Below are 25,761 nucleotides of genomic sequence, written 5' to 3' on the forward strand. Positions count from 1 at the left end.
AGCGCCGATGGTACTGCAGGGGGGACCCTGTGGGAGAGTAGGACGCCGCCGAACAATCATTGTGGGAAAGCCCCCCGACGGGACGTCGGGGGGCTTTCTCGCGTTTCCGGGACGGTGCGGGTAGCCTGCGCCAATGCAGAACCTGACGTTGACGTGGCAAACCTCGGCCGCTGCCTCTGCGGCGCTGTACGCTGCGGCGTTCACCGTCAGGCGGGGGGTGGCCCGGCGGGCCGGCGAGGAGGGGCGGCGGCGTCGGGCGGGGGCGGTGGCGGACGTGTTGCGGGAGGCGGGGACGCTGCTGGCGTTGTTCGCGCTGTGGCAGGTGGTGGGGCACCTGTCGCTGATGGGGACGGATCACGCGTTGGAGCGGGCGGAGTGGATCCACCGGACGGAGGGGGAGTTCGGGTTGCCGGACGAGGTGTCCTGGCAGCGGACGGTGGTGGGGCATCCGTGGCTGGTGCGGGGGGCGAACTACTACTACGCGACGATGCACTTCGGCGTGATGCTGGTGGTGCTGCTGTGGCTGTTCCTGCGGCACCGGGCGCGGTACGCGTGGGTGCGGACGACGGTGGTGGCGACGACCGCGGTGTGCCTGCTGATCCAGTTCGTTCCGGTGGCGCCGCCGCGGATGCTGCCGGGGAACGGGTTCGTCGACCTGGCGGAGCAGTACGGGCAGTCGGTGTACGGCAGCGCGGTGGCGGGGGTGGTGGCGGACCAGCTGTCGGCGATGCCGTCGGTGCACGTGGCCTGGTGCGTGATCGTGGCGGTGGCGGTGGTCTCGGTGGCGCGCGGGCCGTGGCGGTGGCTGGTGGTGCTGCACCCGTTGGTGACGGTGTGGGTGGTGGTGGTGACGGCGAACCACTTCTGGGCGGACGGCCTGGTCGCGGTGGCGATCCTGCTGACCGTGTACCTGGTGCAGGCGGCGGTGTCGGGGTGGCGGCAGAAGGAGGACGCGGTGCTGGCCGTGGCGGAGGAGTCGGGGGAGCGGGAGCGCAGCGCGGTCCGGCAGGGCTGATGAGGGCGGGCGCTCAGTCGGACTGGGCGGAGAACAGGGCTTCGGCGAGCGCGGTGCGGTAGTAGTGGCCGGGGGTGGTGGTGCCGGCGATCAGCCGGGCGCCGAGCAGGACGTTGAGGTGGTCGTCGACGGCGGCCGGGGCGAGGCCGGTGAGGGCGGCCAGCTGGGTGGTGTCGCGCGGGCGGTCGAGGGCGGCCAGGAGCGCGGCGCGGGCGCTGCCGAGCAGGCGGCCCAGGCTGGCGGGCGGGGTGTGCGGACCGGGGGCGGGGGCGGCGGAGGTCGGGTAGACGACGGCGACGCGGGTGTGCGACTCGTCCGGGCAGAGCCAGCCGTGGCGGGCGCTGGTGGGGACGAACAGCAGCTCGGGGTCGGAGCGCGGGTGCGGGGGGAGCCCGGGGGCGGTGAGGCGGAGGCGGCCGTCGGGGAGCCAGCGGTGCTGCGGGCCGAGTTGGGGGAGGGCGGCGGGCCAGCCGTGCCGCGCGGCGCGTTCCCGGCGGGTGGTGAGGTCGGTGCGGAAGGCGCGCAGACGGGCGGGCCACTCGGGGCGGACGACGTGCTGCCACGTCCAGTCGAGGAGTTCGGCGAGCGCGGGGGGCAGGCCGGCGGTGGTGAGGTCGAGCAGGCGGGGGTCGGCGTCCGGGTCGGGGACGGGCAGGCGCAGGGCGGCGGGCCAGTCGGCGGGGTGGCGGGGGGTGAGCCAGGGGGCGGTCTGCGGGGTGGTCGCGAGGTGGGCCCGGAAGGCGGGTTGGTGAGTGGCGAGCCAGCTGCGGCGCCAGGGTTCGGGGCGGATCTCGGCGAGGATGCCGACCGCGGCGACCGTCTCGACCAGGGGCGAGAGCGCGAAACGGCATGCGGCGAGGGACTCCGCGCCCACCAGCCAGTCACCCATGCGCCCCCCTCCGCACGCAGACAGTAGCAACCGGAGGTGAACGGGGCAGGGGATTGCGGGAGGTGCGGGGTGGACGGGAGTGGTGGCCGGCGCGGAGCGGCTCGCGTCCGGCCGCCGCTCCCGTCCACCCGGCGGTCAGCCGAGGCGGCGGCGCAGGCCCCAGGAAGTGAGGGCGGCGAGGGCCGCGTAGAGGGAGGCGTCCTGGACGACGAAGCCGACCCGGGGGAGGTGGCCGGGCGGGGCGTCCAGCACCTCGATGGTGCCCTCGGCGGGGTTGATCGTGACCTTGGCCGCGGCGTCCTTGACCTCGGGCAGCCGGTCCCCTCGGACAGCAGCCCCGGGCGCAGGGCCTGCCGCACCTGGTGGACCAGTTGCAGGCAGGGGGCGACGCCGGAGCGGGAGTTGACCTGCGGACATGCCGGAGCCCGGGCGCCGTGGGGGTGGCGTCCGGGCTCCGGGGCGAGCGGTGGTGCGTGAACTACCGCGCCGTGGGGGGCGGTTACCTGACCGGGAGGGCCACCCGGCCCCAGCGGCCACCGGTCAGTTCGGCGGTGGCGGAGTACCACGCGGCCAGGCCGGCCGCGGCGGCGATCCAGCCGCCGACCTTGCCCCAGCCGGAGGCGTCGCTGAACACCCCGATGGCGCTGAGCACCAGGGAGACGGTCAGCAGGCCGTACACCGCGCGGGTGAGCAGACCGGCGCCCCAGGCGGCGGCGGTGAGGGTGAGCGCCAGCAGCGCCCACAGCAGCAGGAACAGGCCCGCGGTGTTCTTGCCGGCCGGGCCGGCGGCGGCCCAGGTCGCCCAGAAGGCGCCCAGGACGGTGAACGCGGTGCCGCTGAAGCGGTCGCCGCCGCGGAACTGCCAGAGGCCGGCGACGAACAGCGTCACGCCGCCGACCAGGTTGGCCAGCGGGGAGGCGCCGCCGGCCGAGGTGCCGCTGAGGACACCCGTGCCGAGCAGGCCGTACGCCAGCAGAGTCAGACCGAGGGCCAGGTAACCGAGCGGACCCGCGTCAGCGGATCGGGCGTTCGCCCCGGAGGCTTCATTGCTCACCGGAGGCTCCTTTCACTCTGCGCCAGGGCATGGCGAGATCACGGTGAAAAGTGGGTGTGTGCGAGGTGGTGCCGGGTGCCGGGTCGTGGACGCACCGGAGAGAGGGTGCGGCGGCTGCGGCGAATGAGAGAGCCGGCGGCGCGGCCGCCGGTCATGCCCTCCGGGGTGGGAGCCCCCGGTGCTTACGGTGTACCCGGCGCCCGGCCCTTGTACCCTTGTGAATCACGCAGGATGAGCAAGTGTGAGCAAACCGTGACCAGTTCGGGGCCGGGCCCGCCCGGTTGCGACACCGCCCGGTCCCGGTCCCGGTCCCGGCGCCTGCCCGGCCCCGGCGCCCGGTCAGCCTTGGCGCTGGGTCGGGATCCGCAGGGTCAGGATCGCCATGTCGTCGGACGGCGGCTCGGGCGCGAAGCGCTCCACCGCCCGGTGCACCCGGGCCGCGACCGCGCCCGCGGTCAGGCCCGCGCAGCCGGTCAGCACCTCGATCAGGCCGTCGTCGCCGAGCATCCGGCCGCCCTCCCGGCGCTCGGTCACGCCGTCCGTCACGCACAGCAGCACCTCGCCCGGGGCGAGCACCAACTCCTCGGCGGTCAGGTCGAGTTCTTCCATCACGCCGAGCAGCGGCTGCGGCGAGGCGGCCTGGTCGACCCGCCCGTCGGTGCGCAGCCGCAGCGGCAGCGGGTGGCCGGCGCAGACCAGCGACAGCACGGTCGAGCCGTCCTCGCGCGGCGTCAGCTCGCCGTACAGCAGGGTCAGGAAGCGGGCCCGGCTGCCCTCGTCCAGGATCGCCGCGTTCAGCCGGGTGAGGACCTGCGGGGCGCTCAGGCCCTCGCGGGCCAGCAGGCGCAGCGAGTTGCGGGCCAGGCCGGTGACCGAGGCGGCCTCCGGACCGGTGCCGCAGACGTCGCCGATCGCGAAGCCGTAGGTGCCCTCGCGGATCGGGAACAGGTCGTAGAAGTCGCCGCCGACCTCGTTGCCCTCGCCCGCGGCCTGGTAGAAGACCTCCACCTCGACGCCCGGGATCTTCGGCAGCTCCGGCGGCAGCAGGGCGCGCTGGAAGGCCTGGCTGGTGGCGGTGCGCTCGGAGTACAGGCGCGAGTTGTCCAGCGCCAGGGCGGCCCGGCGGGAGAGGTCCTCGCCGAGCTCCAGGATCTCCTGGCGGAACCGGACGCCGGGCCGGGTGCCGAGCACCAGCAGGCCGATCACCCGGTTGCGGGCGGACAGCGGCAGCACCACCGTCTCGCCGAGCTCCGCGCCCACCGGGTGCCCGATCGCCCGGGCGGTCTCGGCGGGCGCGTTCCACGGCCGGGCGCCGGGGCTGGGCTCCGCCTCGGGGGCGGGCGACTTGTCGAGCAGGGCGCGCAGCGCGTCGATCCGGTCCTCGTCCTCGTGCAGCACGAAGGCGAGTTCGGCGCCCGCCGCCTGGTCCGGCGTGGTGTAGACGGCGCACCAGGAGGAGAGGGTGGGGACGGCCATCTGCGCCATCAGGGCGAGCGTCTGCCCGTGCTCCAGGGTGCCGGCCAGCAGGTCGGAGGCCTCCACCAGGAAGGACAGCGAGCCGCGCCGCAGCCGCTCCAGCTCGCCCAGCCGGGCGCTCTCCAGGGCCAGCGCGATCCGGTCGGCGGCGAACTGCAGGCGCAGCGCGTCCTCGTTGTCGTAGCGGCCGGGGGCGGCCGCGGCCACCCCGAGCGAGCCGGTCAGCCTGCCCTCGACCTTGAGCGGGACGGTGATCAGCGAGCGCAGCTGGGTGCCGTCCAGCAGCGGGGCGGCGCCGGCCGGGCGGACCGCCAGGTCCTCGTGGACGGCGGGCAGCCGGGCCGAGTCGAAGCGGCCCGCGCCGGCGTCGATCGGCAGCCGGGAGAAGCGGCGGGACGGGCCGGCCAGGCCGGTGGCGGCGCGCAGCTCGAACTCGGTCTCGTCCTCGCTGGTGAGCAGCAGGTAGGAGGCGTCGGCGTCGAGCAGGTCGCGGGCGCGCTCGACGATGCGCTGCAGCAGGCTGGACAGGTCGTCGGGGGAGACCGGGCCGACCAGCAGGTCCAGCGGCTCGACGGCGGTGGCGGCGCCCTCCGCGGCGCCCGGGGTGCCGGGGGAGCGCAGCACCGCGCGGTCGGCCTCCCGCACCAGCACGCAGGCCACCGTCGGGGTGCCCTCGCTGTCGCGCAGCCGCACGTGCGTGCCGTACACCTCCTGCACCGCGCCGTCGCCGCCGCGCACCGCGTACGAGCCCTCCCAGCGGGCCAGCCGCAGGGTGTCGCCGAGGCCGAGCCCGGGGGTCTGCGGCCAGACCGCCAGCTCGGCCCAGGGGCGGCCGAACACGGCGTCCGCCGGCCGGTGGAAGAGCGACTCGGCGTCGGCGTTCCAGTGCCGCACCCGGCCCTGGTCGTCGAGCTGCACCACGGCGACCCGCACCGGCCCGTCCGCGGCCGGGAGCTCGCCGCCGGGCAGGCTGGGCAGCGCGTACCGGGTGCCGGGGCGCTGCTCGGGCAGGGCGAGGCGGAACCACACGGTCTTGCGGCCGGCCGCGTACTCCACGCCCCAACTGCTGGACAGCGCCGAGCACATCAGTAGGCCGCGGCCGCCCTCGCCGTCCGGGTCGGCGTACCGCTCCGAGTTCATCGTCACGTTGGCGAAGGACGGCAGGCCGCGCTCCGGGTGCCGGTCGCTGACCTCGATCCGGACGGTGTCCTCCTCGCGCAGGCAGGCCACCTCGGCGGCCGTCCCGGCGTGCACCACCGCGTTGGTGACCAGCTCGCTGACCAGCACCACGGCGTCGTCCACCACCTCCGGCACGCCCCACCCGAGCAGGGCGTCCCGGACGAAGCCGCGGGCCGCGGCGGCCGACCGGTCGACCGGTTCGAAGGTGGCGGCTGCGCGCGCGGTGACCACGGCCACGGCTCCTCTGCTGCTGGTCCGGCGGACGGTTCGGGACGGTGCACGGGCGGTGCGGCGGACGCTGGGGGACGCCGCCCGAGCCCGGTGCGGCCCTCCACCCTACTTTCCGGTTGGTACCCAGTGGGCCCGGGGCGCCGAAACAGGCCCCGGGGAGTGATTTCGTTCACCACTTTCCCTGCTCGCCGGGAAAACCCTCCGCAACCGGTCCGACACCGGATGCCAGTGCTGTCACACTGGGGGGTCCGCGTGCCGTCACCGCCGCAGTACGGTCGAACGGGACGGCGCGGGAGCGACGGCCGGACGCCTCTCCTCCCGCGGCGGTGAACCGAGTCAGGACCTGGGAGGGCCCCGTTGAGTTCGGCGACCAAGGACGTGTCCGGTACGACGACCGCCGCTGCGCGCGGCGCCCGCCCGGTGCCGCCGTCGCGGGCCGGCGGCGGGCGGCGCCCGGGCCAGGGGCGCGGCGCGGAGCCCGCGGAGCTGCGCAAGCTGCTGACCGCGCTGACCGCGATGCGCGACGGCAACTTCCGCCGCCGGCTGACCTTCCCCGGTGACGGCCTGCTGGCCGAGATCGCCGCGGTGTTCAACGAGGTCGCCGAGCGCAACCAGCACCTGACCGGCGAACTGGCCCGGGTGCGGCGCGCGGTGGGCCGCGAGGGCCGGCTGTCCGAGCGGCTGGAGACCGGCGTGGGCGAGGGCGCCTGGATGGCGGCCGTCGACAACTGCAACGCGCTGATCGACGACCTGGCCCGGCCGATGGCCGAGGTCGGCCGGGTGCTGTCCTCGATCGCCGAGGGCGACCTGACCCAGACCATGGAGCTGCGCTCGCTGCACACCACCGGGGCGAGCTACCCGCTGCGCGGCGAGTTCCTGAAGGTCGGCCGGACGGTCAACGGCCTGGTCGACCAGCTGTCGGAGTTCACCGACGAGGTGACCCGGGTGGCGATCGAGGTCGGCACCGAGGGCAAGCTCGGCGGCCAGGCCCGGGTGCGCAGCGTCTCCGGCTCCTGGAAGGACCTGTCGGACTCGGTCAACACGATGGCCGGGCGGCTGACCGCGCAGGTGCGCAACATCGCCGAGGTGACCACCGCGGTGGCCCGCGGCGACCTGTCCCGCAAGGTCACCGTGGACGTCGACGGCGAGATGCTGGAGCTGAAGAACACCGTCAACACCATGGTGGACCAGCTCAACTCGTTCGCCGCGCAGGTCACCACGGTGGCCCGCGACGTGGGCACCGAGGGCCGCCTCGGCGGCCAGGCGCAGGTGTCGGGCGTGGCCGGCGTGTGGCGCGACCTCACCGACTCGGTGAACTTCATGGCGGCCAACCTGACCGCGCAGGTCCGCAACATCGCCGAGGTGACCACCGCGGTCGCCAAGGGCGACCTGTCGCGCAAGATCGAGGTCGACGCGCGCGGCGAGATCCTGGAGCTGAAGAACACCATCAACACGATGGTCGACCAGCTCTCCGGGTTCGCCGAGCAGGTCACCCGGGTCTCCCGCGAGGTGGGCACCGACGGCATCCTCGGCGGGCAGGCCCAGGTGCCGGGCGTGGCCGGCGTCTGGAAGGACCTCACCGAGAACGTCAACTCGATGGCGAACAACCTGACCAGCCAGGTCCGCGGTATCGCGCAGGTCACCACCGCGGTCGCCAAGGGCGACCTGTCGCAGAAGATCCAGGTCGACGCCCGGGGCGAGATCCAGGAGCTGAAGAACACCATCAACACGATGGTCGACCAGCTCTCCGCGTTCGCGGACGAGGTCACCCGGGTCGCCCGGGACGTCGGCACCGAGGGCATCCTCGGCGGCCAGGCCAGCGTGCCCGGGGTCTCCGGCACCTGGAAGGACCTCACCAACTCGGTGAACCTGATGGCCAACAACCTGACCAGCCAGGTGCGTTCGATCGCCGAGGTGACCACCGCGGTGGCCCGCGGCGACGTCTCCAAGAAGATCACCGTCGACGCGAAGGGCGAGATCCGCGAACTCGTCACCACCGTCAACACCATGGTCGAGCAGCTGTCCGCGTTCGCCGACGAGGTGACCCGCGTGGCCCGCGAGGTGGGCACCGACGGCATCCTGGGCGGCCAGGCCCGGGTCTCCGGCGTCTCCGGCATCTGGCGCGACCTGACCGACAACGTCAACCTGATGGCGTCCAACCTGACCAACCAGGTCCGCAACATCGCCGAGGTCGCCTCCGCGGTGGCCCGCGGCGACCTGTCCAAGAAGATCGCCATCGACGCGGCCGGCGAGGTCGCCGCGCTCGCCGACACCCTGAACACCATGGTCGACCAGCTGTCGGCCTTCGCCGTCGAAGTCACCCGCGTGGCCCGCGAGGTGGGCACCGACGGCATCCTGGGCGGCCAGGCCAGCGTGCCCGGCGTCGCCGGGATCTGGAAGGACCTGACCGAGAACGTCAACCTGATGGCCAACAACCTCACCGGCCAGGTCCGCAACATCGCGCTCGTCATCACCGCCGTCGCCCGCGGCGACCTCTCGCAGAAGATCGACGTCGACGCCCGGGGCGAGATCCTGGAGCTCAAGACCAGCATCAACACCATGGTCGACCAACTCGGCGCGTTCGCCGACGAGGTCACCCGCGTCGCCCGCGAGGTGGGCACCGACGGCCGCCTCGGCGGCCAGGCCCGCGTCCCCGGCGTGGCCGGCACCTGGCAGGACCTCACCGAGTCGGTGAACGAGCTCGCCAACAACCTGACCCGGCAGGTGCGCGCGATCGCCCAGGTCGCCACCGCCGTCACCCGGGGCGACCTGTCGCCCCGGATCAACGTGGACGCGTCCGGCGAGCTCGACGAGCTCAAGGACAACATCAACCAGATGATCGCCAACCTGCGCGAGACCACCCGGACCAACAAGGAGCAGGACTGGCTCAAGTCCAACCTGGCCCGGATGTCCGGTCTGCTGCAGGGCCGCCGCGACCTGTCCGCCGTCGCCTCGCTGATCATGAGCGAGCTGACCCCGGTGGTCTCCGCCCAGCACGGCGCCTTCTTCCTCGCCCAGCCCGCCGGCCGCTCCGCCGAACTCGTCACCGAGGACGACGACGAGAACGACGTCGTGCTGCGCCTGATCGGCTCCTACGGCTACCACCGGCGCACCATGCCCACCACCTTCCGGCTCGGCGAGGGCCTGATCGGGCAGGCCGCCGTGGAGAAGCGGCCGATCGTGCTCAAGGAGACCCCGCCCGGCTACCTGAAGATCTCCTCCGGCCTCGGCGAGTCCGCCCCGGCACACGTGGTGGTGATGCCGGTGCTGTTCGAGGGCCGGCTGCTCGGCGTGATCGAACTCGCCACCTTCTCCAGCTTCACCGCCGTCGCGCTGGACTTCCTCAACCAGATCGCCGACCAGATCGGCGTCACCGTCAACACCATCTCGGTCAACACCAAGACCGAGGGCCTGCTGCTGGAGTCCCAGCGGCTGACCGCCGAACTCTCGATGCGCTCCGCCGAGTTGGAGGCCCGCCAGGAGGAGCTGGAGCGCACCAACGAGGAGCTCCAGGAGAAGGCCGAGCAGCTCGCCCAGCAGAACCGCGACATCGAGATCAAGAACAGCGAGATCGAGGAGGCCCGGCAGATCCTGGAGGAGCGCGCCGAGCAGCTCTCGCAGGCCTCCCGCTACAAGAGCGAGTTCCTCGCCAACATGTCGCACGAGCTGCGCACCCCGCTCAACTCGCTGCTGATCCTGGCCAAGCTGCTCTCCGACAACAACGAGGGCAACCTGTCCGCCAAGCAGGTCGAGTTCGCCGAGACCATCCACGGCGCGGGCTCCGACCTGCTCCAGCTGATCAACGACATCCTCGACCTGTCCAAGGTCGAGGCCGGCAAGATGGACGTCCGTCCGGCCCGGATCGCCCTGGTCCAGCTGGTCGACTACGTGGAGGCCGCGTTCCGGCCGCTGGCCGCCGACAAGAACCTGGACTTCGCGGTCCGGGTCTCCCCGGCCCTGCCGGTCACCCTGCACACCGACGAGCAGCGCCTCCAGCAGGTGCTGCGCAACCTGCTGTCCAACGCGGTGAAGTTCACCGACGCCGGCGCGGTCGAGCTGATGATCCGCCCGGTGGCCGGTCAGGAGATCCCGCAGCACGTGCGCGAGCAGCTGCTGGAGTCCGGCACCATGGCCGACCCGGACGAGCCGCTGATCGCCTTCTCGGTCTCCGACACGGGCATCGGCATCCCCGGCGACAAGCTCCGGGAGATCTTCGAGGCCTTCAAGCAGGCCGACGGCGGCACCAGCCGCAAGTACGGCGGCACCGGCCTGGGCCTGTCGATCAGCCGGGAGATCGCCCGGCTGCTCGGCGGCGAGATTCACGTCGAGAGCGAGATCCGGCGCGGCTCCGTCTTCACCCTGTACCTGCCGCTGCGCAGCGAGGGCCCCGAGCCGGTCACCCTGGAGCGCGGGGGCTCCCCGCGCGCCCTCGAAGCCCCCCGCACGCCCGCCGAGCAGTGGACCCACGAGGCCCGCGGCCTGGTCGAGGAGCGCCGCCGCTCCACCGCGGAGCGCCGCCGCCCCGCCGACGCCCCCCGCACCCCCGCCGAGGAGACCGTCCCGCGCCAGGGCGAGCCCGTCCGCGCCGCGGCCGGCACCCCGCCGCGCTTCGACGGCGAGCGCGTCCTGATCGTCGACGACGACATCCGCAACGTGTTCGCCCTCACCAGCGTGCTGGAGCAGTACGGCCTGACCGTGCTGTACGCCGAGAACGGCCGGGAGGGCATCGAGATGCTCGAACAGCACGAGGACGTCGCCCTGGTGCTGATGGACATCATGATGCCCGAGCTGGACGGCTACGCGACCACCGAGCAGATCCGCCGGATGCCCCGGTTCTCCGGCCTGCCGATCATCGCGCTGACCGCCAAGGCGATGAAGGGCGACCGCGAGAAGAGCCTCCAGGCGGGCGCCACCGACCACATCACCAAGCCGGTGGAGACCGACCACCTGCTGGCGGTGATGCGCCAGCACCTGCCCGTCAGGTGACCGCCACCCGCGGGGGCCCCTCCCGGCTGGCCCCCGCGGCCGGGAACCCGGTAGGGTCACCGGTCGTTGCCAACAGTGACCGGACGGTGACGCCCGGCACCGGGCCTGTGGCGGGCGAGGGGGTACGGCTAGCATGACCGGGGCAGTGATGGGCGGCACGAAGGTGCCGGCCCTCGGGAAACAACCGGCAGGAGGGCGGGTCCTGGTGCAGAAGGCGAAGATCCTCCTGGTCGACGACCGTCCGGAGAACCTGCTCGCCCTGGAGGCGATCCTCTCCGCGCTCGACCAGACCCTGGTGCGCGCCGCCTCCGGCGAGGAGGCGCTCAAAGCTCTGCTCACCGACGACTTCGCGGTGATCCTGCTGGACGTCCAGATGCCCGGCATGGACGGGTTCGAGACCGCCGCGCACATCAAGCGCCGGGAGCGGACCAGGGACATCCCGATCATCTTCCTGACCGCGATCAACCACGGCCCGCACCACACCTTCCGCGGCTACGCGGCCGGCGCGGTCGACTACATCTCCAAGCCCTTCGACCCGTGGGTGCTGCGGGCCAAGGTCTCCGTCTTCGTCGACCTGTACCAGAAGAACACCCAGCTGAAGGAGCAGGCCGCGCTGCTGCGCCTGCAACTGGAGGCGGGCGCCGAGCCGGCCATCGGCGGGGCGCTGCTGGGCGAGCTGTCGGCCCGGCTGGCCGCGGTCGAGGAGCAGGCCGAGGCGCTCACCAAGCAGCTGGAGGCGGGCTCCGACGGCCCCGCCGCGGCGACCGCCGCGCACCTGGAACGGAAGATCGCCGGCCTGCGCGGGGTGCTCGACGCACTGCGCCCCGGCTCCGGCTGACGGCCCGTCCACGTCATCCGTCCGGGTGGTTTCCGGGCGGTTGACGGCGCGTCGGCGACACAACCCGCCGAAGTGCGCCCGCGCATGTCCGCGGCCGGGGCGCGCCGGTAGGCTGCCCCCCATGGCCACACGAACGCCCGGAAGCGCCGCCGCCCGCACCGGCAAGCCCGGGCCGGCCAAGAGCGCGCCGGCCAAGAGGGCGCCCGCCAAGGGCGCCGCGCCCAGACCGCCCGCCAAGAAGCCCTCGGCGAAGAAGGCCGCCCCGGTCAAGAAGGCGGCCCCCGCGGCCCCGCAGCCCCCGGCGAAGCGGCCGATACTCTTCCGGGCCGTCCGGGCGGTCTGGCTGGGCCTGGCGCACTCGGTGGGCGCGGTGTTCCGCGGCTTCGGCCACGGCGCCCGCAACCTGCACCCCGAGCACCGCAAGGACGGCGTGGCGCTGCTGCTGCTGGCGCTCGCCCTGGTGACCGCCGCCGGGACGTGGTTCAGCCCGCAGGGCTGGCTCGGCGAGGCCGCCACCAACGTGGTCTCCGGCCTGTTCGGCCGGCTCGACGTGCTGGTGCCGTTCCTGCTCGGCGCCCTCGCCGTCCGGCTGATGCGCCACCCCGAGCTGCCGGAGGCCAACGGCCGGATCGCGATCGGCCTGAGCACCCTGGTGGTCGGCGTGCTGGGCCTGGTGCACATCGGCTGCGGCGGGCCCGCGATGGGCGCCGGCGCGACCAGGATCCGGCAGGCCGGCGGCCTGATCGGCTGGGGCGCGTCCACCCCGATGATGGCCGCGGCCGGCCCGCCGCTGGCCGTCCCGCTGCTGCTGCTGGTCGCGTTCTTCGGCCTGCTGGTGGTCACCGCCACCCCGGTCAACCGGATCCCCGAGCGGCTGCGGCAGCTGGGCGTGCGCCTCGGCGTGGTCGAGCCGCTGCCCGGCGACCTGGAGCCGTTCGGCACCGGATCGGCCACCGGGGAGCGGGAGTACTCCACCGCCCCGCCCGAGGACGCCGACCCGGACGCGCTGCCGATCACCGTCGAGAACGACGAGCTCTCCGCCCGCCGCAGGCGCCGCCGCCGCAAGGCCGACGGGACGGAGCCCACCGAACCGCTGCCGCTGGAGAAGGACCCGTACCAGACCCGCGACCTCGCGGCCGGCGTCGCCGCCGACCTGGACGGCGCGCTGCTGTACGGGGTGCCCGGCTCGCCCGCGGTGGCCAGCATGCTCGACCAGGTCAAGGACGCCGCACCGGATTCGGCCGCGGGCGCGCCCCCCGAGCAGCCCTGGACGCCCGAGGTGCCCGCCGCCCGGGTCGTCGAGGACCGCACCGTCGTGGCCCCGAGCGCCCCCGAGACCCACGGCCCGGCCCCCGTCCGGATGGAACAGCTCCAGCTCTCCGGCGACGTCACCTACGCGCTGCCCTCCCTCGACCTGCTGGAGCGCGGCGCCCCGGCCAAGGCCCGCTCCCGGGCCAACGACGACGTGGTGGCCCAACTCAGCGGCGTGTTCGCCGAGTTCAAGGTCGACGCGAGCGTCACCGGTTTCACCCGCGGCCCGACGGTGACCCGCTACGAGGTCGAGCTCGGCCCCGCCGTGAAGGTCGAGCGGATCACCGCGCTGGCCAAGAACATCGCCTACGCGGTGGCCACCCCCGACGTGCGGATCATCTCGCCGATCCCCGGCAAGTCCGCGGTCGGCGTGGAGATCCCCAACCGGGACCGGGAGATGGTCACCCTCGGCGACCTGCTGCGCTCGGGCGCCGCCGCCGAGGACACCCACCCGATGGTGGTCGGCATGGGCAAGGACGTCGAGGGCCACACCGTGATGGCCAACCTGGCGAAGATGCCGCACGTCCTGGTGGCCGGTGCCACCGGCGCGGGCAAGTCCTCCTGCATCAACTGCCTGATCACCTCGGTGCTGGTGCGCGCCACCCCCGACGAGGTCCGGATGGTGCTGGTCGACCCCAAGCGGGTCGAACTGACCGCGTACGAGGGCATCCCGCACCTGATCACGCCGATCATCACCAACCCGAAGAAGGCCGCCGAGGCCCTCCAGTGGGTGGTGCGCGAGATGGACATGCGCTACGACGACCTGGCGGCCTACGGCTTCCGGCACGTCGACGACTTCAACGCCGCCGTCCGGGCCGGCACCGTCCAGCCGCCGCTGGGCAGCGAGCGCGAGCTGTCCCCCTACCCGTACCTGCTGGTGATCGTCGACGAGCTGGCCGACCTGATGATGGTCGCCCCGCGGGACGTCGAGGACTCGGTGGTCCGGATCACCCAGCTCGCCCGGGCCGCCGGCATCCACCTGGTGCTGGCCACCCAGCGCCCCTCGGTGGACGTGGTCACCGGCCTGATCAAGGCCAACGTGCCGTCCCGGCTGGCCTTCGCCACCTCGGCGATGGCCGATTCCCGGGTCATCCTCGACCAGCCCGGCGCCGAGAAGCTGATCGGCAAGGGCGACGCGCTGTTCCTGCCGATGGGCGCCTCCAAGCCGGTCCGGATGCAGGGCGCGTTCGTCACCGAGGCGGAGGTCGCCCGGATCGTCCAGCACTGCAAGGACCAGCTGACCGCCAGCTACCGGGAGGACGTGGTGGTCGGCGGCGGCCCCAAGAAGGAGATCGACGAGGAGATCGGCGACGACCTCGACCTGCTGATCCAGGCCGCCGAGCTGGTCGTCACCACCCAGTTCGGGTCGACCTCGATGCTCCAGCGCAAGCTGCGGGTCGGCTTCGCCAAGGCCGGCCGGCTGATGGACCTGATGGAGTCCCGCGGCATCGTCGGCCCCAGCGAGGGCTCCAAGGCCCGCGACGTGCTGGTCAAACCGGACGAACTGGATGGTGTACTGCTGTCCATCCGGGGGTAGGCGGGGGGCGGCCGCGGGGCCGGCGCCACGATGACCGCCCGTCAGTTTCTGTTGCGAGACTGTGGCACGTTCGGGCCCCCTCCGGTTGAGAAACGTTCCGCCTGCACCCCTAGACTGGTGCCTCAGCAGGTGGCCTCCGCTCGAAAGGCGTGCCCAGTGACCATCGGCAAGTCCCCCCGCAGCTCCGCCCCCGACTCCTCCGCGCCCGCCGCCGCCGAGGAGTCGAGCCGTGCCACCGGCGGGCCGAGCATCGGGCGGCTGCTCGCCAGGGCCCGGATCGACGCCGGTCTGACGGTCGACCAGGTCAGTACCCGCACCCGGATCCGGGTGCCGATCGTGCACGCCATCGAGTCCGACGACTTCGAGCGCTGCGGCGGCGCCTTCTACGCCCGCGGCCACCTGCGGCTGCTGGCCCGCGAGGTCGGCCTGGACGGCGAGGCGCTGGTCGCCCGCTACGACGCCGAGCACGGCGGGGCCCCGGCCCAGCCGACCGGCCCGCTGATCGACTCCGGCCCGATCAAGGTCCGCGACCACAACCGGCCGAACTGGACCGGCGCGATGGTCGTCGCGATCCTCGCCGTGGTCGCGCTGATCGGCTACAACCTGGTCGGCTCCTCGTCCTCCGGCGGCGACCAGCCCGGCGCGGCCAGCGCCCCGCTGCCCTCCGGCGTCTCCGCCCCGGCCACCACCTCCCCGTCCGCGCAGCCGCCGGCCCCCGAGAGCAGCGTCGCCGCGATCGCCGCCGCGCCCGCCGACAAGGTCACCGTCAAGCTGGTCGCCGGGTCGGACAAGAGCTGGGTCACCGCCAAGGACGGCAACGGCAAGTCGCTCTACTCCAACAACCTGGAAGCCGGCCAGGACCAGACCTTCACCGACCCCAAGAAGATCACCCTGGTGATCGGCAACGCCGGGGCCGTCCACCTGTTCGTCAACGGCAAGGACCTCGGCCCGGCCGGCCAGGACGGACAGGTCGTGCACCTCACCTACACCCCCGGCGACCCGCAGGCGGGCTGAACCGGGACGATCCGCCCGTCGTGGCAAGGCGCGCGCCCTCCGGGGGGAACTCCACCGGGGGGCGCGCGTTAATCTTGGCGTCATGCCTGAAACCCGCACTGTCGCCCTGGTCACGCTCGGATGCGCCCGCAACGAGGTCGACTCCGAGGAACTCGCCGGGCGACTGGAGGCCGACGGCTGGCGACTGGTCGACGACGCCAGCGAGGCCGACGTCGCCGTCGTCAACACCTGCGGGTTCGTCGAGGCCGCCAAGAAGGACTCCGTCGACGCCCTGCTGGAGGCCAACGACCTCAAGGGGCACGGCCGCACCCAGGCCGTGGTCGCGGTCGGCTGCATGGCCGAGCGCTACGGCAAGGAACTCGCCGAGGCCCTCCCCGAGGCCGACGGCGTGCTCGGCTTCGACGACTACGCCGACATCTCCAGCCGCCTGAACACCATCCTCTCCGGCGGCCACGTCGAGGCCCACACCCCCCGGGACCGCCGCAAGCTGCTCCCGCTCACCCCGGTCGAGCGGCAGGCCGCCGCCGCCGAGGTCGCGCTGCCCGGCCACGGCGCCCCCGAGGACCTCCCCGACGGGGTCGCCCCCGCCTCCGGCCCGCGCACCCTGCGCAAGCGCCTGGACGACGCCCCGGTCGCCTCGATCAAGCTCGCCTCCGGCTGCGACCGCCGCTGCTCGTTCTGCGCCATCCCCGCCTTCCGCGGCTCCTTCATCTCCCGCCGTCCCGGCGACGTCCTCGGCGAGGCGGTCTGGCTGGCCGGGCAGGGCGTGCGCGAGGTCGTCCTGGTCTCCGAGAACAACACCTCCTACGGCAAGGACCTCGGCGACATCCGCCTGCTGGAGACCCTGCTCACCGAGATCGCCGCCGTCGAGGGCATCGAGCGGGTCCGGGTCAGCTACCTGCAGCCCGCCGAGATGCGCCCCGGTCTGATCGACGTGATGACCGGCACCGACAAGGTCGTGCCCTACTTCGACCTGTCCTTCCAGCACTCCGCGCCCGCCGTGCTGCGCCGGATGCGCCGCTTCGGCTCCACCGAGCAGTTCCTCGGCCTGCTGGAGTCGATCCGGGCCAAGGCCCCCGAGGCCGGCGCCCGCTCCAACTTCATCGTGGGCTTCCCCGGCGAGAGCGAGGAGGACTACGCGGAGCTGGAACGGTTCATCACCCACGCCGGGCTCGACGCCATCGGCGTGTTCGGGTACTCCGACGAGGACGGCACCGAGGCCGCCGGCTACGACGGCAAGCTCGACCAGGACACCGTCAACGACCGCGTCGCCCGGCTCTCCAGGCTCGCCGAGGAGCTCACCGCGCAGCGCGCCGAGCAGCGGATCGGCAGCGAGGTCACCGTGCTGGTCGAGTCCGTCGAGGACGGGGTGGTCGAGGGCCGCGCCGCCCACCAGGCCCCGGAGACCGACGGCCTGACCACCCTGCTCGGCGTCGAGGACGCGGTGGTCGGCCGGTCCTACCGGGCCGTGGTGACCGGCACCGAGGGCGTCGACCTGATCGCCGAGGCGATCGCACCGCTCGGGGCCGACGTATGACCAAGGGGCCGGGAGCCCCGGCCGCGACCCGGCCGGCCCCGGCGGCCGTCCCGCCGGAGCCCGGCGTGTGGAACATCGCCAACGTGCTGACCATGTTCCGGCTGGTGCTCGTCCCGGTCTTCGCCGCGCTGCTGTTCGCCGACGGCGGGCACGACCCCGAGTGGCGGGCCTTCGCCTGGGCGGCCTTCGCCGTCGCGATGATCACCGACGTGTTCGACGGCGCGCTGGCCCGCCGCAAGGGCCTGGTCACCGACTTCGGCCGGATCGCCGACCCGATCGCCGACAAGACGATCATGGGCACCGGCCTGATCGGCCTGTCCCTGCTCGGCGACCTGCCCTGGTGGGTCACCGCGGTCGTCCTGGCCCGCGAGCTGGGCATCACGCTGATGCGGTTCTGGGTGATCCGCTACGCGGTCATCCCGGCCAGCCGCGGCGGCAAGCTCAAGACGCTCGCCCAGGGCACCGCGGTCGGCATGTACGTCCTGGTGCTCACCGGGCCGCTGGCCACCGCCCGGGCCGTGGTGATGGGCGTCGCGGTGCTCCTCACCCTCGCCACCGGCCTCGACTACGTGCTGCAGGCCGTCCGGCTGCGCCGCGAGGGCATCGCCCGGGAGCGCCGGGGTGAGTGAGGCCGCGGCGGGCGGGAGCGGGGACGCCGCCCGGGTGCTGGCGGCGCTGAAGGCCGGGGGCGCCACCCTGGCCGTCGCCGAGTCGCTCACCGGCGGTCTGCTGGCCGCCGCCCTGGTCGCCGTCCCCGGCGCTTCCGCGGCCTTCCGGGGCTCGGTCACCGCGTACGCCACCGAACTCAAGGCCTCCGTGCTCGGCGTCGACGAGGGCCTGCTCGACGTGCACGGCCCGGTCCACCCGGTGGTGGCCCGGCAGATGGCCGAGGGCGTGCGCCGCCTGCTCGGCGCCGACTGGGCGCTGGCCACCACCGGCGTGGCCGGACCGGACCGGCAGGACGGGCAGGACGTCGGTACCGTGTACGTCGGGCTCGCCGGGCCGACGGGAACAGAAGCGCTCCCGCTCCGGTTGTCAGGTGGGCGTGACACGATCCGGCTGGGGTCGGTGGACGCCGCCCTGGGGCTGCTGCTCCGGCGGCTCGCGGCCGACGGCGGCTGAACTCCGCCGGAAGACCCGGTGCGGTGCACCGAAAACCCGGGAACCCACCGCACCCGGCGGTGGATCGTGTTACACCGGATGCTCCGGTCGGACAGCGGACGGCCGGGGGGAATCGCGTCGACCCGGCGTCGACCGCGCGTCCGGAGCCGGACATCCACCCGCCACGAGGGGTTCGACGGCTCCGGAGGGGAAGAAACAGGGAGGGGGCGCCTTGCAGCCCAGAGTGAACACGACCCCGGTCCCGGCACGGGATGCTGGCAAGGCGGTACGGTGGGGTCGTGACATCTCGATCCGCAGTCCGAGGAGGGAGGCACCGATGATCCTGCTCCGTCGCCTGCTTGGCGATGTGCTGCGTCGGCAGCGCCAGCGCCAGGGCCGCACACTCCGCGAGGTGTCGGCAGCCGCCAGGGTTTCGCTCGGGTACCTCTCCGAGGTCGAGCGGGGTCAGAAGGAGGCGTCCTCCGAGTTGCTCTCCGCCATCTGCGACGCGCTCGACGTGCGGATGTCGGAGGTCATGCGGGAGGTCAGCGACGAACTGTCGCTCGCCGAACTTGCGGCGATGGCCACCCTCTCGGAGGGTGATCTGCTGAGGCCGGTGCTCGAACCGGTTCCGCTGCCGGCCCCCGGTGACCGGCCCGGTTCCATCGCCCCCAAGGCGGCGATGGACGTGGTGGCGGCCTGACCGGACCTCGACCGTCCCGCAGCGCGGGACGCCGGGTGAAGGAGGGCCACGATGAGGAGTGCGCGCAGCGCGCTGTTGCTCGGTGCGACGGCACTGGTCGGCCTGGGCCTGATACTGCTGCTGGTGAGCGGCACCGCGATACACGGCGGTGCCGCTCTCGGCGTGCTCGCGGCCGGGTGGTGGGGGATGGGACTGGTCCCGGTGCACGTCAGGACGGCGGCGCCGGGCCCGCCCGGGGCGGCGGACCCTCCCCCGGACGGGTGAAACGGCGCCCGGCTACCGCATCCGGTAGCCCTTCGGGGTGGGATGGAAACCGGCCGTCTCCAGCAGGGGGCCCAGGGGGCTGGTGAGGGCCGGGTGGCCGTTGACGCGCTCGATGGTGAGCGGACCGGCCAGGGCGGCCAGCGCCGCGGCCGGCACCGGGCCCTCCTCGGCCCAGGCGAGCAGGGACTTGCCGCCGCGCTCCAGGTAGAGCACCAGCTCGCCGTCGACCAGGACGACCAGTGACCCGGCCTTGCGGCCCGGGCGGTGGGCGGCCGCGGTGTCGGACGGCGGCTCGGGCCAGGGCAGCGCCGCGCCGTACGCGTTCGCCGGGTCGGCGGCGGCCAGCACCACGGCCTGCGGGGCCTGCGCGGCGGCCTCGGCGGACCACTCGTCGCCCGTCGTCCGCTCCAGCCGGGAGTTGACCGACCGCAGCCGGTCGGCGGCGCCGTCCATGGCGAACTGGGCGCCGCCCAGGCCCTCGACGAAGTACCCCCGGCGGGCCCGGCCGCGCTCCTCGAACGCGGACAGCACCCGGTAGACGCCCGCGAAGCCGCCCGGGACGCGTTCGGCGGCCACCGCGCCCCTGGTCAGCACGCCGTGCCGGTCCAGCAGGGACTGGGCCCGGGCCGCGGCCCGCACCGTCGCGTCGCCGCCGAACGCGGGCAGCAGCGACCAGCGGCCGGCCGCGGTCGGCGGGCCGGTGCGGGAGGCCGGGCGGGCCAGGCCCCGGGCCGCGCCGCCGTAGCGCCCGCGCGGGGTGGCGCGCGGGGCGCGGTGCGCGGTGGAGCCGGCGGTGCGGCCGGAGCCGAGCAGGCCGCGCAGCGGGGCCAGCGTGTCGTTGGTGACGTACCCGGCCCAGACCAAGTCCCACAGGGCGTCGGCGATCTCGGCGTCCGGGGTGTCCGGGACGCGCTCGGCGAGCTGGCGGAAGAACGCGCCGTAGCCGCCGGTCAGCGCCTCCAGCAGGGCGGCGTGCACCGGGCCCGGGGTGAGCGGCAGCGGCTCGGGGCGCAGCAGGTGCGCGTTCTCCGGCAGGTGGAGGCTGATCCAGCCGTCCTTGCCGGGCAGCGCGCCCGCGCCGGACCAGCCGATCTCGCCGGCCGCCATCAGCTCGTCCAGCAGGGCGGGGGAGTAGTCGGAGAGCCGGGCGGGCAGCACCAGCTTCTCCAGGGCGGAGGCGGGCAGCGCGGTGCCCTGGAGCTGCTCGACCACCCGGTAGAGGCCGTCGGCGCCGCGCAGCCGGTGCCCGGCCAGGTGCTGCCACTGCGGGAGGAACGCGGCCAGCGCCTTCGGCGGGACGGCCTCCACCTCGTGCCGCAGGGCGGCCAGCGAGCGGCGGCGCAGGCGGCGCAGCACCTCGGTGTCGCACCACTCGGGGACGGTGCTCGACCCGTCGGGCCGGAACTCGCCCTGGACCAGGCGGCCGGCGGCGGTGAGCCGGTGCAGGGTGCCGGTGACGACGGCGCTGCCGAGGCCGAAGCGCTCGGCGGCGTCCCGCGCGGTGAACGGGCCGTGGGTGCGGGCGTGCCGGGCCAGCAGGTCGCCCAGCGGGTCCTTGACCGGCTCGGTGAACGCCTCGGGGACGCCGACCGGCAGCGGGGTGCCCAGGGCGTCGCGCAGCCGCCCCGCGTCCTCGACCGCGGCCCAGCGCAGCGCGCCGCCGATCCGGACCTGGATCACCCGGCGGGCGGACTCCAGCTCCAGCGCCCACAGCGGCTGCGCGCCGCGGGCGGCCAGCTCGGCCTCGGAGAGCGGGCCGAGCAGGCGCAGCGCGTCGGCGACGCCCTCGGCGTCCCTGATCCGGCGTTCCGGGGTGAGCCGCTGCAGCTCGGCCTCCAGGTCGGCGAGGACCTGCGGGTCGAGCAGCTCGCGCAGCTCGGCCTGGCCGAGCAGCTCGGACAGCAGCCGGGAGTCCAGGGAGAGGGCGGCGGCGCGGCGCTCGGCGATCGGGGAGTCGCCCTCGTACAGGAACTGGGCGACGTAGCCGAACAGCAGGGAGCGGGCGAACGGGGACGGCTCGGGGGTGGTGACCTCGACCAGGCGCACCGCGCGGGACTCCAGGTCTCCCATCAGCTCGACCAGGCCCGGCACGTCGAACACGTCCTGCAGGCACTCGCGGACGGCCTCCAGGACGATCGGGAAGGAGCCGTACTCGGCGGCCACCTCCAGCAGCTGGGAGGCGCGCTGGCGCTGCTGCCACAGCGGGGTGCGCTTGCCCGGGTTGCGGCGGGGCAGCAGCAGGGCGCGGCCGGCGCACTCGCGGAAGCGGGCGGCGAACAGGGCCGAGCCGCCGACCTGGTCGGTGACCAGCTGCTCGATCTCGGCGGCGTCGAAGACCGCGGCGTCCGCGCCGACCGGGGCCTCGTCGGCGGCCGGGGCGGCGGGCGCGGCGGCGGGGAAGGCGGCGGGGAAGTCGCCCAGCAGGTCGGCGTCCGGCAGGCGCAGCACGATGCCGTCGTCGGCGTGCATCACCTGCGGGTCCAGGCCGTGCTTCTCGCGCAGCCGGGCGCCGATGGCCAGCGCCCACGGGGCGTGCACCTGGGCGCCGAACGGGGAGTGCACGACGATCCGCCAGTCGCCGAGCTCGTCGCGGAAGCGCTCGACCACGATGGTGCGGTCGTCGGGCAGGTGGCCGCAGGCCGCGCGCTGCTCGGCGAGGTAGGCCAGCAGGTTGGCGGCCGCCCAGTCGTCCAGGCCGGCCGCGCGCAGCCGGGCGGTGGCCGCCGCGGGCTCCAGGGCGCCGACCTCGCGGACGAACGCGCCCACGGCGCGGCCGAGTTCGAGCGGGCGGCCGAGCGTGTCGCCCTTCCAGAACGGGAGCCGGCCCGGGACGCCGGGGGCGGGGGTGACCAGCACCTTGTCGTGGGTGATCTCCTGGATCCGCCAGGAGGTGGTGCCCAGGGTGAAGACGTCCCCCACCCGGGACTCGTAGACCATCTCCTCGTCGAGCTCTCCGACCCGCCCGCCGCCCTTCCTGCCCGCCTTCGAGTCGGACGCGGCCGACCCGGCGATGAAGACGCCGAACAGGCCGCGGTCGGGGATGGTGCCGCCGGAGGTGACGGCCAGCCGCTGGGCGCCGGGACGGCCGGTGACGGTGCCGGCGACGCGGTCCCAGACCAGGCGGGGGCGCAGTTCGGCGAAGGCGTCGGACGGGTAGCGGCCGGCCAGCATGTCGAGCACGCCGTCGAACGCGGACTGCGGGAGGGTCGCGAACGGGGCGGCGCGGCGGCACAGGGCGAGCAGCTCGTCCACGTCCCAGGTGTCGAGCGCGGTGATCGCGACCAGCTGCTGGGCCAGCACGTCCAGCGGGTTGCGCGGGACGCGCAGGGCCTCGATCCGGCCGCCGCGCATCCGCTCGGTGACCACGGCGGACTGCACCAGGTCTCCCCGGTACTTGGGGAAGAACACGCCCCGCGAGACCGCGCCGACCTGGTGGCCGGCCCGGCCGACCCGCTGCAGGCCGGAGGCGACCGAGGGCGGGGACTCGACCTGCACCACCAGGTCGACGGAGCCCATGTCGATGCCCAGTTCCAGGCTGGAGGTGGCCACCACGGCGGGCAGCCGGCCGGCCTTCAACTCCTCCTCCACCAGCGCCCGCTGCTCCTTGGAGACCGAGCCGTGGTGCGCCCGGGCCAGCAGCGGCGGGGCGCCCGCGGCGGCGCCCGAGCCGCCCATCAGCTCGGCGGGCGCGTGCGCCTCGGGCAGCGGGCCGCCGGTGGCCCGCTCGTGGGCGATCTCGTTCAGCCGGTTGCACAGCCGCTCGGCCAGCCGGCGGGAGTTGGCGAACACGATGGTCGAGCGGTGCGCCTGCACCAGGTCGACGATCCGCTCCTCGACGTGCGGCCAGATCGAGCTCTGCCGCTGCGGGTCGTCCTCCTCGGCGGGCGCGGCGGGCAGGTCCGCCAAGTCCGGGACGGGGACCACCACGGACAGGTCGAAGCGCTTGTCGCTGCCGGGCTGGACGATCGCCGCGCCGCGCCGCGGGCTCAGGTAGCGCGCCACCTCCTCGACCGGGCGGACGGTCGCCGACAGGCCGATCCGGCGGGCCGGGCGCTCCAGCAGCTCGTCCAGGCGCTCCAGGCTGAGCGCCAGGTGCGCGCCGCGCTTGGTGCCGGCCACCGCGTGCACCTCGTCCAGGATCACCGTGTCGACGCCGCGCAGGGCGTCCCGGGCGGCGGAGGTGAGCAGCAGGAACAGCGACTCGGGGGTGGTGATCAGGATGTCCGGCGGGTGGGTGGCGAACTTCCGGCGGTCGGCGGCCGGGGTGTCGCCGGAGCGGACGCCGACCCGCACCTCGGGCTCCGGCAGGCCGAGCCGGACGCTGGCCTGCCGCAGGCCGGCGAGCGGGGCGCGCAGGTTGCGCTCGACGTCGACCGCGAGGGCCTTCAGCGGGGAGACGTAGAGCACCCGGCAGCGGCGCTTCGGATCGGCCGGGTGCGGGTCGGCGGCCAGTCGGTCCAGCGCGGAGAGGAAGGCCGCCAGCGTCTTGCCGGAGCCGGTCGGGGCGACCACCAGCACGTCCGTCCCCAGCCCGATCGCGGACCAGGCCCGGGACTGCGCCTCGGTGGGCGCGGCGAACGCCCCCGTGAACCAGGCCCGGGTGGCCGGGGCGAAACCCTGCAGCGGATCAGCGTCGGAGGTGGCCATGCCCCCATGGTGCCCCGACACGCTGACAGATCACGGGACGGTCACCGTCTGACCCAACCCCGGGCAGCAAATCGTACAAATCGCTCATATCGTGAGGATCCGGACCCGATCCCCGGAGTCCGGCCCTGCCTGACGAGCGGAGACCGTGCGATGGAGCAGGTGAGCCAGGTCCACAGCAGCAACCCCGCCACCCGCCGGCGCCGCAGCGTCCGGGTGCTCGGCGCGACGCTGCTCACCGGACTGCTGCTCGGCGGCGCCGTCCCGTACGTCACCGGCAACGGCGGCACCTACCTCAGCTACCTGGTGCTGGACGAGCGGGCCGACGCCCCGGGCGCCGAGCACGCCGCCGGCCAGGCCAGGGCGCTGGGCGGCAAGGTCGTCCAGGACTACCCGCAGATCGGCGCGGTGCTCGCCTACGCCGGGCCGCAGTTCGCCGGGAAGCTGCGCGGACGCCCCGGGATAGCCGCGGTCGGCGCCACCCGCACCGTCCCGGTGCCCTCGCCGCCCCGGCCGCTGGCCGGCGCCGCGCTCGACACCGGTGGCGGCAGCGGGACCTGGGCGGGCGGCCGGGGCGCCGCCGCACCGCCCGCCGCCGACACGGCCGAGGGCGCCGACGACTCCACCGCCACCGTGCCCGACCCCGGCGAGCGGTCCGACTGGAACCTCGCCATGATCGGCGCGCTCGACCGCCCCGCCGGGAGCACCGCCGCCCTGCTGCACCCGCCGGTCGCCGACCACCAGGGCGCCCCGTCCGCCGACCGGGCCGGCGCCCTGCCCACCGCCCAGCAGCTGTCCAAGGTCACCGTCGCGGTGCTGGACTCCGGCGTCGACGACACCCACCCCGACCTGCGGGCCGCCGTCGACCCGGCCGCCTCCGCGTCCTGCGCCGACGGCCGCCCCGACTCCCGCGGCGGCGCCTGGCGGCCCGACGACGCGATCAACGAGAGCGGCCACGGCACCCACGTGGCCGGCATCGTCGGCGCCGCCCGCGACGGCCGCGGCGTCACCGGCGTCGCCCCCGGCGTGCGGATCGCCGCCGTCCGGCTGCTCGGACCGCTCGGCCAGTACTACGCCGAGAACATCGTCTGCGGCATGCTCTGGGCCGCCGACCACGGCGCCCGGGCGATCAACGACAGCTACTTCGCCGACCCGTGGAAGTACAACTGCCCCGAGGACGCCGACCAGGCCGCCCTGGCCGCCGCCGTCGGCCGGGCCGTCGCCTACGCCCAGCGCAAGGGCGCCGTGGTGGTCGCCTCGGCCGGCAACGACGGCCAGGACCTCAACGCCGGCCGCGCCGACCACCGCAGCCCCAACGACCGCACCACCGGCCCCCCGGAGGACCGGCAGCTGGGCCCCGAGTGCATCCGGCTGCCCGGCGAACTGCCCGGCGTGGTCACCGTCACCGCCGTCGACCGCGACGGCCTGCCCTCCGCGTACAGCAACCACGGGCGCGGCAAGGTCTCCGTCGCGGCCCCCGGCGGCGACCCCGACGGCGGCACCCAGGGCGCGGTCGTCTCCGACTGGCCCGGCGGCCGGTACGCCGCGCTGGCCGGCACCTCGATGTCCGCCGCGCACGTCACCGGCGCCGTCGCCGTCGTCGCCGCCCGGCACCCCGACTGGGGGCCCGGGGAGATCACCGACGCCCTCTCCCGGGCCGCCGCCGACACCTGCGTGCGCGCCCTCCCGTTCGGCTGCCAGAACCGCGAGTACTACGGCGCCGGGATCCTCACCCTGCCCGCCGACTGACTCCGGGGCGGCCGCGCCGGTGTCCGATACTGGGGCGCATGAGGCTGACCGAGTTCTGGCGACGGATGTACGAGCACTTCGGCGAGGGGTACGCGGAGTCCTTCGCCCAGGACCACGTGATGGGCGAGCTCGGCGGCCGCACCGTGCGGCAGGCGCTGGACGCCGGGTGGGAGGCCAAGGACGTCTGGCGGGTGGTCTGCGCCACGCAGGGGGTGTCGCCGCAACTGCGGTGA

General features: G+C 74.5%; 16 protein-coding genes. 12 read left to right on the forward strand and 4 right to left on the reverse strand.

Translation table 11 applies throughout. The features are described 5' to 3' along the window. Positions 1 to 265 precede the first annotated feature (265 nt). The gene (locus OO48_RS39545) at positions 266 to 1,015 is read left to right on the forward strand and encodes a phosphatase PAP2 family protein (protein ID WP_280842391.1); all 750 of its coding nucleotides are present in this window, start codon (positions 266 to 268) and stop codon (positions 1,013 to 1,015) included. A 13-nt stretch (positions 1,016 to 1,028) separates the two neighbouring features. Here OO48_RS39545 and OO48_RS05735 read toward each other — a convergent pair whose 3' ends face one another. The 3 genes from OO48_RS05735 to OO48_RS05745 form a co-directional block, all read right to left on the reverse strand. Next, positions 1,029 to 1,904, reverse strand: a complete 876-nt coding sequence (locus tag OO48_RS05735) for an ArsR family transcriptional regulator (RefSeq protein ID WP_033213325.1) — start codon at positions 1,902 to 1,904, stop codon at positions 1,029 to 1,031. 499 nt (positions 1,905 to 2,403) lie between these two features. Further along, positions 2,404 to 2,958, reverse strand: a complete 555-nt coding sequence (locus OO48_RS05740; RefSeq protein WP_033213260.1) for an acetate uptake transporter — start codon at positions 2,956 to 2,958, stop codon at positions 2,404 to 2,406. A 339-nt stretch (positions 2,959 to 3,297) separates the two neighbouring features. Then, positions 3,298 to 5,844, reverse strand: a complete 2,547-nt coding sequence (locus tag OO48_RS05745) for a SpoIIE family protein phosphatase (protein WP_033213326.1) — start codon at positions 5,842 to 5,844, stop codon at positions 3,298 to 3,300. A gap of 516 nt (positions 5,845 to 6,360) precedes the next feature. Here OO48_RS05745 and OO48_RS05750 point away from each other — a divergent pair. From OO48_RS05750 to OO48_RS05790, 9 genes are all read left to right on the forward strand, one after another. After that, positions 6,361 to 10,830: a hybrid sensor histidine kinase/response regulator gene (locus tag OO48_RS05750; RefSeq protein ID WP_051731789.1), complete on the forward strand. Its 4,470-nt coding sequence runs from the start codon at positions 6,361 to 6,363 to the stop codon at positions 10,828 to 10,830. 202 nt (positions 10,831 to 11,032) lie between these two features. Further along, a complete protein-coding gene (locus OO48_RS05755) occupies positions 11,033 to 11,668 on the forward strand; it encodes a response regulator (RefSeq protein WP_033213328.1) in 636 nt (211 codons plus the stop codon). 121 nt (positions 11,669 to 11,789) lie between these two features. Continuing rightward, on the forward strand, positions 11,790 to 14,516 hold the full coding sequence (locus OO48_RS05760) for a DNA translocase FtsK (protein WP_033213261.1): 2,727 nt from the start codon (positions 11,790 to 11,792) through the stop codon (positions 14,514 to 14,516). A gap of 156 nt (positions 14,517 to 14,672) precedes the next feature. Beyond that, positions 14,673 to 15,530, forward strand: a complete 858-nt coding sequence (locus OO48_RS05765; RefSeq protein ID WP_033213262.1) for a helix-turn-helix domain-containing protein — start codon at positions 14,673 to 14,675, stop codon at positions 15,528 to 15,530. Positions 15,531 to 15,612: 82 nt separating this feature from the next. Continuing rightward, complete coding sequence (gene rimO / locus OO48_RS05770; RefSeq protein ID WP_033213263.1) at positions 15,613 to 17,067, forward strand: 30S ribosomal protein S12 methylthiotransferase RimO; 1,455 nt, start codon at positions 15,613 to 15,615, stop codon at positions 17,065 to 17,067. After that, on the forward strand, positions 17,064 to 17,696 hold the full coding sequence (pgsA, locus tag OO48_RS05775) for a CDP-diacylglycerol--glycerol-3-phosphate 3-phosphatidyltransferase (RefSeq protein WP_033213264.1): 633 nt from the start codon (positions 17,064 to 17,066) through the stop codon (positions 17,694 to 17,696). Before rimO ends, pgsA begins: the two co-directional genes overlap by 4 nt. After that, positions 17,689 to 18,189 carry a CinA family protein gene (locus OO48_RS05780; RefSeq protein ID WP_033213265.1) on the forward strand — a complete coding sequence of 167 codons (501 nt, stop codon included), beginning with the start codon at positions 17,689 to 17,691 and terminating at the stop codon, positions 18,187 to 18,189. Before pgsA ends, OO48_RS05780 begins: the two co-directional genes overlap by 8 nt. Before the next feature lie 316 nt (positions 18,190 to 18,505). After that, entirely contained in the window at positions 18,506 to 18,871 is a 366-nt protein-coding gene (locus OO48_RS05785) for a helix-turn-helix domain-containing protein (protein WP_033213266.1), read from the forward strand. A 51-nt stretch (positions 18,872 to 18,922) separates the two neighbouring features. Continuing rightward, positions 18,923 to 19,135: a hypothetical protein gene (locus tag OO48_RS05790; protein ID WP_033213267.1), complete on the forward strand. Its 213-nt coding sequence runs from the start codon at positions 18,923 to 18,925 to the stop codon at positions 19,133 to 19,135. Positions 19,136 to 19,147: 12 nt separating this feature from the next. Here the strand turns inward: OO48_RS05790 and OO48_RS05795 are convergent, their stop codons facing one another. Further along, a complete protein-coding gene (locus OO48_RS05795) occupies positions 19,148 to 23,782 on the reverse strand; it encodes an ATP-dependent helicase (protein WP_033213268.1) in 4,635 nt (1,544 codons plus the stop codon). 150 nt (positions 23,783 to 23,932) lie between these two features. Here OO48_RS05795 and OO48_RS05800 point away from each other — a divergent pair, with 150 nt between their 5' ends. Next, a complete protein-coding gene (locus OO48_RS05800; RefSeq protein ID WP_033213269.1) occupies positions 23,933 to 25,528 on the forward strand; it encodes a S8 family peptidase in 1,596 nt (531 codons plus the stop codon). A gap of 38 nt (positions 25,529 to 25,566) precedes the next feature. Continuing rightward, positions 25,567 to 25,761 carry a DUF3046 domain-containing protein gene (locus OO48_RS05805; RefSeq protein WP_033213270.1) on the forward strand — a complete coding sequence of 65 codons (195 nt, stop codon included), beginning with the start codon at positions 25,567 to 25,569 and terminating at the stop codon, positions 25,759 to 25,761.

The organism is Kitasatospora phosalacinea, assembly GCF_000716545.1.
GTDB lineage: Bacteria > Actinomycetota > Actinomycetes > Streptomycetales > Streptomycetaceae > Kitasatospora > Kitasatospora phosalacinea.

Bases quoted from the DNA above. Each gene is read 5' to 3' on its own strand.
- OO48_RS05790 (WP_033213267.1), top strand. From the start codon at position 18,923: ATGAGGAGTGCGCGCAGCGCGCTGTTGCTCGGTGCGACGGCACTGGTC.
- OO48_RS05785 (WP_033213266.1), top strand. From the start codon at position 18,506: ATGATCCTGCTCCGTCGCCTGCTTGGCGATGTGCTGCGTCGGCAGCGC.
- OO48_RS05760 (WP_033213261.1), top strand. From the start codon at position 11,790: ATGGCCACACGAACGCCCGGAAGCGCCGCCGCCCGCACCGGCAAGCCC.
- OO48_RS05735 (WP_033213325.1), bottom strand. From the start codon at position 1,904: ATGGGTGACTGGCTGGTGGGCGCGGAGTCCCTCGCCGCATGCCGTTTC.
- OO48_RS05805 (WP_033213270.1), top strand. From the start codon at position 25,567: ATGAGGCTGACCGAGTTCTGGCGACGGATGTACGAGCACTTCGGCGAG.
- OO48_RS05750 (WP_051731789.1), top strand. From the start codon at position 6,361: ATGCGCGACGGCAACTTCCGCCGCCGGCTGACCTTCCCCGGTGACGGC.
- pgsA (WP_033213264.1), top strand. From the start codon at position 17,064: ATGACCAAGGGGCCGGGAGCCCCGGCCGCGACCCGGCCGGCCCCGGCG.
- OO48_RS05795 (WP_033213268.1), bottom strand. From the start codon at position 23,782: ATGGCCACCTCCGACGCTGATCCGCTGCAGGGTTTCGCCCCGGCCACC.
- OO48_RS05800 (WP_033213269.1), top strand. From the start codon at position 23,933: ATGGAGCAGGTGAGCCAGGTCCACAGCAGCAACCCCGCCACCCGCCGG.
- rimO (WP_033213263.1), top strand. From the start codon at position 15,613: ATGCCTGAAACCCGCACTGTCGCCCTGGTCACGCTCGGATGCGCCCGC.